Genomic DNA, 928 nt, shown 5'->3' with positions numbered 1-928 from the left:
CATCCCAAAAGCGGATGGAAAACAACGCCCGCTCGGCATCGCCTCGCTGGAGGACAAGATCGTCCAGTATGCGCTGGTGAAAATCCTGAACGCAGTCTATGAAAACGACTTTATGGGGTTCTCATACGGGTTCAGACCCGGGCGAAGCCAGCACGATGCACTGGACGCACTGGCCACAGGGCTGGTACGCACTAACGTAAACTGGGTACTGGATGCCGACATCAGTCAGTTCTTCGACAGGGTGAGCCACGAATGGCTGATCAGGTTCACAGAGCATCGGATCGGCGACCGGAGGGTAATCAGGCTCATACGTAAGTGGCTCACAGCCGGGACGTCGGAGGAGGGTCAATGGCGAGCAACGGAGGAAGGCACCCCACAGGGTGCGGTCATCTCACCGCTGCTGGCAAACATATACCTCCACTACGTCTTCGATCTGTGGGCGCATCAGTGGCGACGTCGCTATGCCACAGGCAATGTGGTAATGGTCAGATACGCCGATGACATCGTCATCGGGTTCGACAAACGATACGATGCCCGGCGCTTCCGTATAGCCATGCAGCGCAGACTGAGGGAGTTCGGACTCACGGTTCACCCGGAGAAAACCCGTCTGATGGAGTTCGGCCGCTTCGCTGCCGAAAACCGTGCCATCAGGGGAAAAGGCAAACCAGAAACGTTCAACTTCCTCGGGTTCACGCACATCAGCGGGAAAGATCGCAACGGCAGGTTCATGCTGATACGAAAGACCCGCCGGGATCGGATGACGGCAACTCTGAAAGCCATCAAAGACGGTCTGCGAAGGCGCTGGCATTACTCAATCCCCGAACAGGGAAAATGGCTCAGGAGAGTGGTTCAGGGATACCTGAACTATCACTCGGTACCGGGCAACTTCCCCACCATGCAGAAGTTCAGGACACACGTAACAAACCTC

General features: G+C 56.5%; 1 protein-coding gene. It reads left to right on the top strand.

Annotation, left to right across the window (positions count from 1 at the left end):
• On the top strand, positions 1-928 hold a 928-nt coding region (ltrA, locus tag HMPREF9538_RS26385), incomplete at both ends, for a group II intron reverse transcriptase/maturase (protein ID WP_009483814.1).

The organism is Klebsiella sp. MS 92-3 (assembly GCF_000195655.1).
GTDB lineage: Bacteria > Pseudomonadota > Gammaproteobacteria > Enterobacterales > Enterobacteriaceae > Klebsiella > Klebsiella pneumoniae.
Note: the sequence above shows the minus strand (reverse complement) of the source record. Positions and strands in the feature narration are given on the sequence as shown.